At 43.0% G+C, this 6,172-nt stretch carries 3 protein-coding genes; all 3 read right to left on the bottom strand.

Translation table 11 applies throughout. From position 1 onward, the window contains the following. Positions 1-322: 322 nt before the first annotated feature. The 3 genes from LCL96_RS19640 to gyrB all read right to left on the bottom strand — a co-directional run bounded on the left by LCL96_RS19640 (position 323) and on the right by gyrB (position 6,127). Positions 323-1,408: an HD-GYP domain-containing protein gene (locus tag LCL96_RS19640; RefSeq protein WP_224944492.1), complete on the bottom strand. Its 1,086-nt coding sequence runs from the start codon at positions 1,406-1,408 to the stop codon at positions 323-325. A gap of 153 nt (positions 1,409-1,561) precedes the next feature. Then, entirely contained in the window at positions 1,562-4,084 is a 2,523-nt protein-coding gene (gyrA, locus tag LCL96_RS19635; protein ID WP_224944489.1) for a DNA gyrase subunit A, read from the bottom strand. Positions 4,085-4,204: 120 nt separating this feature from the next. Beyond that, a complete protein-coding gene (gyrB, locus tag LCL96_RS19630) occupies positions 4,205-6,127 on the bottom strand; it encodes a DNA topoisomerase (ATP-hydrolyzing) subunit B (protein WP_224944532.1) in 1,923 nt (640 codons plus the stop codon). Positions 6,128-6,172 lie beyond the last annotated feature (45 nt).

Raw genomic sequence — 6,172 nt, 5'->3', positions numbered from 1 at the left:
GTTCGTCCTGAGCCAGGATCAAACTCTCCGATAAAAGTTTGAATAGCTCTTTAAAAATAAATCTAGAATTAACGTTGACGTATTGTCTTGTTTTGTTCAGTTTTCAAGGTTCAATGTGTAAGTGCTTCGTTTGAAGCGACCTTTATAATATATCATTTCCAGCGTATATCGTCAAGGTATTTTTATTATTTTAGAAAAGTTATTTTCACTATAATTATGTAATGCCTTTCGGACAACAAATAATAGTATACACACTATTAAACAGGTTTGCAATAGGAAATATAAAAAAGTAGCCTGCAACTTTTTTATATTTCCATGTTCATCATGTCATTACTTCTGAAATGTAGATATTCTTTTGCTGAGATAAATCGATTAATTGACCAGACTTCAGCTTAACGATCGGACTAATAAATGCATTCGGTTTGGTATACATCACTTCCCCGGTCTCTCCAGTCGATAGTTTTACCGGGGTTCCTGTCCGTAAGTCTCCCAATAATTGAAGAAGGCCTTCCACTACCTTTATATCAAATTTGCCGAATAAGTCTTTACTGATCATATCAAGTACTTTGAAGACCGGCTGACGGGTTCGATACATTCGCTCGGATGTCATAGCATGAAACACATCGGAAATGCCTACAATCTGTGAATATAGATGAATTCGATCGCTCTTTTCAGATGCAGGATATCCTGTCCCGTCAAAGCGTTCATGATGCTGAAAGATGGCAAGCTTCGTTTCCGTTTTTAATAATGGGGTATCTTTGACCATCTTATACCCATTTGCTGTGTGAAGTTTTACCTCTTTAAACTCACTTTCTGTTAAAGGTTGTTCTTTTAATAATATGTGGGGGCTTACCTTTGACATCCCACAGTCTGATAGTGCACCTGCTAATGCCAGTTGATTTACCTGTCCTGAGTTCAATCCAAGCTTCTTTCCTATTAACGCGCTGATGATACTCACTGAAACGGCATGATGATAAAGATAGTCTTTTTTGGTTGAGTACTGAGGAAGTGAGTATACATATGCGTGATTCTCTTCCACCACTTGAATGACAGGCAGGATGAATTCTCTTACTCTCGCAACATTGACCGCCGTACCCGATTGCCAATTCATAAATTCTTTCTTGAATTCCTTTACGGTTGTCAGATATAAATCTACAAAGCCATAAGGTTCATATATGTCACTATCCTCCTGATCGGAGGATTTATCAGCGGATAAGAGGGACCTGAACGGATTCCCGTCTGCTTTTGTTTTCTCTATGTATAACTCGTCAATATGGAATGCTTGAAGGATATTCAAGTGTTCTTCTTCAATCACCGTACTTTTCGGAATGATAGGGCTTGCTGCCATTCCCATGATGTCTTCAGCTACTATGCAACCTAATTGTATATCTCCACGATGGACTTTCAACTGCTAACACCTCACATCTCCCTTATTATATTAGTTTATTTTACCAAATTAGGCACCTTATAGTTGTTTTTTTCAAAAAATAAATATTCCCCCAACAAAAAAAGCTATTTCCAGAATGGAGGTTCCATTTCTGAAAATAGCTTGCTCTATTATTTATTCTTCTGTATTTTCATTGCCTTCTTCAGCAGATTGATCCTGCTGGTCTACCTCTTCAGCAGATTCCACCGGTGCTTCGGTTTCTTCATCATCTTCTTTTTCTACTTTGGCAACGGTTGAAACGAATTCACTTTCTTGAAGACGGATCAGCTTGACTCCCTGAGTGTTTCGTCCCGTCGTCGAAATATCATTTACGTCCATACGGATAAGGACGCCATGGGCGGTGATGATCATTAAGTCTTCTTCACCTGTGACGGCCTTAACAGAGACAAGTTCTCCATTACGCTCGGTCACATTACATGTTTTCAATCCTTTACCACCACGTGTTTGTATACGATATTCACTGGCTGGTGTACGTTTTCCGTAACCATTTACCGTGACGACAAGCACATCACTCTTGTCTTCGAGGATTTCCATTCCCACAACAATGTCGTCATCGCTGAGGTTGATTCCTTTTACTCCGGTAGCTGTTCTTCCCATTGAACGAACATCTGTTTCCGGGAAACGGATCAGCATCCCATCTTTCGTCCCGATAATGATATCCTTTTCGCCATCGGTCAGTTTGACTGAAATCAGTTCATCGTTTTCACGCAAGTTGATGGCGATCAGCCCGTTCGTACGGATATTGGCGAAGTCCGATACCGGTGTACGTTTGGAAATACCTTGCTTCGTCGTAAAGAATAAGTACCAGTCGTCGACAAATTCTTCAACCCGGATCATGGCGTTGATCCACTCATCTTTTTCGACACCAAGCATGTTGATGATAGGCAGACCTTTTGCAGTACGGCTGAACTCGGGAATTTCATATCCTTTTGCACGATACGCTTTTCCTTTATTCGTAAAGAAGAGGATCGTGTCATGAGTGGAAGTCGTCAATAAGTGTTCAACGAAGTCCTCATCATTGGTACCCATTCCCTGGATGCCTCTTCCACCACGCTTTTGACTGCGGTAGGTAGATACCGGAAGACGCTTGATGTAGCCATTATGGGTAAGAGATACGACGATGTTTTCCCTTGGAATTAAATCTTCGTCCTCGATGTTCTCGATGCCACCCGCTACAATTTCTGATCTTCTTTCATCATTGAAGCGCTCTTTGATTTCGATCAGCTCTTCACGGATGATTTCAAGGACCTTTTCATCATCTGCAAGGATCGCTTTTAGTTCTGAGATCAACTTCACCAGTTCCTGGTACTCGTCTTCGATCTTTTCACGTTCCAAACCGGTCAAGCGTTGAAGACGCATATCCAGGATAGCTTGTGCTTGTTTATCGGAAAGGGAGAAGTTTTCCATCAAACCTTGTTTCGCAAGTTCTGTTGTTTGAGATCCACGAATAAGGGCGATGATTTCATCAATATGATCCAAGGCAATTCTCAGACCTTCTAAGATATGAGCCCTTGCTTCTGCTTTCCTCAATTCGAATTCCGTTCTACGACGAATGACCACTCGTTGATGCTGTAGGTAGTGATATAGACACTCTTTTAAATTCAATACCTTAGGCTGTCCGTCAACAAGTGCCAGCAAATTGATTCCGAAGCTTGTTTGCAGGGCTGTTTGTTTATACAGATTATTAAGTAATACGTTAGCATTGGCGTCTTTTCTTACTTCAATGACAATTCGCATACCGTTACGGTCGGATTCATCACGCAGATCTGTGATGCCATCGATTTTCTTATCCCGGACAAGATCGGCGATTTTTTCAATTAATCTCGCTTTATTCACCTGATAAGGGATTTGATGGACGATGATCGTCTCTTTCCCATTGCTCTTCGTTTCGATTTCCACGCGTGCGCGCATGGTGATGGATCCTTTACCTGTTTCATAGGCGCGACGGATCCCGCTTCTTCCTACAATCAATCCGGCTGTAGGGAAATCGGGGCCGTAGATGAATTCCATCAACTCTTGAATCGTAATATCAGGGTCTTTACTTAATGCCAGGATCCCATCGATCACTTCCCCAAGATTGTGAGGAGGAATATTCGTTGCCATCCCAACAGCGATCCCGGAGGAACCGTTGACCAACAGGTTCGGGAAACGGGCAGGCAATACTTCCGGCTCTCTCTCTGTACCATCATAGTTATCTTTATAATCAATCGTGTCCTTATTGATATCACGAATCAGTTCCATAGAGATCTTGGACATACGCGCTTCTGTATAACGCATCGCAGCCGCCGCATCTCCATCGACAGAACCGAAGTTTCCATGACCGTCCACAAGCATATAGCGATAGTTGAAATCCTGTGCCATACGGACCATCGTGTCATAAACAGCTGAGTCACCATGAGGGTGGTACTTACCGATTACTTCACCGACGATACGTGCCGATTTCTTATAGGCTTTGTCAGACGTCATCCCGAGGTCATTCATCGCATACAAAATACGGCGGTGTACTGGCTTAAGGCCGTCACGTGCATCCGGCAGGGCACGTGAAACGATGACACTCATCGCATAATCCAGGAAAGACGAGCGCATTTCATTACTTATATTAATCTCTTTAACATTCGATCTTGGTGTTTCTGCCATAGTAAAAGGGACCTCCTTTTAAAGAAAGATTCATACCTTTCTCATTCTTTACCTTGTCCGCTATGTAAAAGACAGGATAGCAAATCGTCTATCCTGTACTATTTTCAAATAAAGATTTCGTTAAATATCCAGATTCTTCACGTACGCAGCGTTTTCTTCGATGAAGTTACGTCTCGGCTCAACTTTGTCCCCCATGAGGATTTCAAATGTTTCATCGGCCTCGATCGCGTCCTGAAGACTTACCTGGAGAAGTGTCCTTGAATCGGGATCCATGGTTGTTTCCCAAAGCTGTTCAGGGTTCATCTCTCCCAGACCTTTGTAACGCTGGATTCCTGGTTTAGGAGTTGGGGAGATTTCTCCAAGGATTCGATCCAATTCCTTATCATTGTAAGCATACTCGATTTTCTTACCTTGTTGGATCTTATACAACGGTGGTTGAGCGATATAAATATAGCCTGCCTCAATGATATTTCTCATATAGCGATAGAAGAACGTCAATAACAGCGTACGGATATGTGCACCATCGACGTCGGCATCGGTCATGATTACAATCTTGTGGTATCTCGCCTTAGACAGATCGAAATCTTCACCGATCCCTGTTCCGAGTGCCGTAATGATTGCCCGGACCTCGTTATTGGAAAGGATCTTATCAAGTCGTGCCTTTTCTACGTTAATGATTTTACCGCGCAGAGGAAGGATGGCCTGGAAGTGGCGATCACGCCCTTGCTTGGCAGATCCACCGGCTGAGTCACCCTCAACCACGTAAATTTCACTGATGCTTGGATCTTTAGAAGAACAGTCCGCGAGTTTACCTGGTAAGCTTGAAATTTCAAGGGCACTTTTACGACGGGTAAGCTCCCTTGCCTTTTTCGCTGCCAGGCGGGCACGTGCAGCCATCAGTCCTTTTTCTACGACTTTTCGTGCGACAACCGGATTTTCAAGCAGGAACGTTTCCAAATGCTCCGAGAATAGAGAATCGGTGATGGCCCTTGCTTCTGAGTTTCCGAGTTTTGTTTTCGTCTGACCTTCGAACTGAGGGTCAGGGTGTTTGATTGAAATGATGGCTGTCAATCCTTCACGGACATCTTCTCCCGAAAGATTCGCATCGCTTTCTCTGAACACATTATTTTTACGGGCATAATCATTGATGACCCTTGTTAAAGCCGTTTTAAATCCGGACTCATGTGTACCACCTTCATGAGTGTGAATGTTATTGGCAAATGAATAAAGGTTACTGGCAAAACCGTCATTGTACTGAAGGGCGATTTCGACTGTGATATCATCTTTCTCACCTTCGATGTAAATCGGCTCTTCATGGATGACTTCCTTCGAACGGTTCAGATGTTCTACATAAGACTTAATTCCACCTTCGTAGTGGTAGTCCTTTCGTTTTCCTTCGCCGCGCTTATCTTCAATACTGATCTGGATTCCTCTGTTTAAGAAAGCCAATTCGCGGATACGATTTGCCAATGTATCATAGTCGTATTCCGTCGTTTCAGTGAAGATTTCAGGATCAGGAGTGAAATGAATGATCGTTCCTGTCTTATCCGTTTCTCCGATCACTTTAAGGTCGAAGCTCGGAACACCTTTTTCGAACTTTTGATAATAAATCTTTCCATCACGATGAACATGCACTTCAAGCTCCGTGGATAGAGCATTTACAACCGATGCCCCTACTCCGTGCAGACCTCCGGATACCTTGTATCCTCCGCCGCCGAACTTACCGCCTGCGTGAAGGACCGTCATGATGACCTCAACGGCTGGGCGCCCCATTTTTTCATGGATACCGACTGGAATACCACGTCCATTATCAGTAACGGTAATGCTGTTATCTTCTTCGATGATGACTTCGATTTCATTACAGTGACCTGCTAATGCTTCATCGATACTGTTATCAACGATTTCCCATACCAAGTGATGTAGACCTCTTCCGCTTGTTGATCCAATATACATACCTGGTCTTTTCCGAACGGCCTCTAATCCTTCCAGAACCTGAATCTGATTTTCATCATAGGATCCGCCTTGCGCTTGTTTTTGTTCCATAGTCATACTGATTCACCTACACTTTCTAACCTTCAGGGCTTTATA

This window comes from Rossellomorea aquimaris (assembly GCF_020172085.1).
Lineage (GTDB): Bacteria > Bacillota > Bacilli > Bacillales > Bacillaceae_B > Rossellomorea > Rossellomorea aquimaris_E.
This window is presented reverse-complemented; position numbering and strand designations above follow the sequence as displayed.

Excerpts from the sequence above, each read along its gene's own strand:
- gyrA (WP_224944489.1), bottom strand. The coding sequence starts at position 4,084 with ATGGCAGAAACACCAAGATCGAATGTTAAAGAGATTAATATAAGTAAT.
- gyrB (WP_224944532.1), bottom strand. The coding sequence starts at position 6,127 with ATGGAACAAAAACAAGCGCAAGGCGGATCCTATGATGAAAATCAGATT.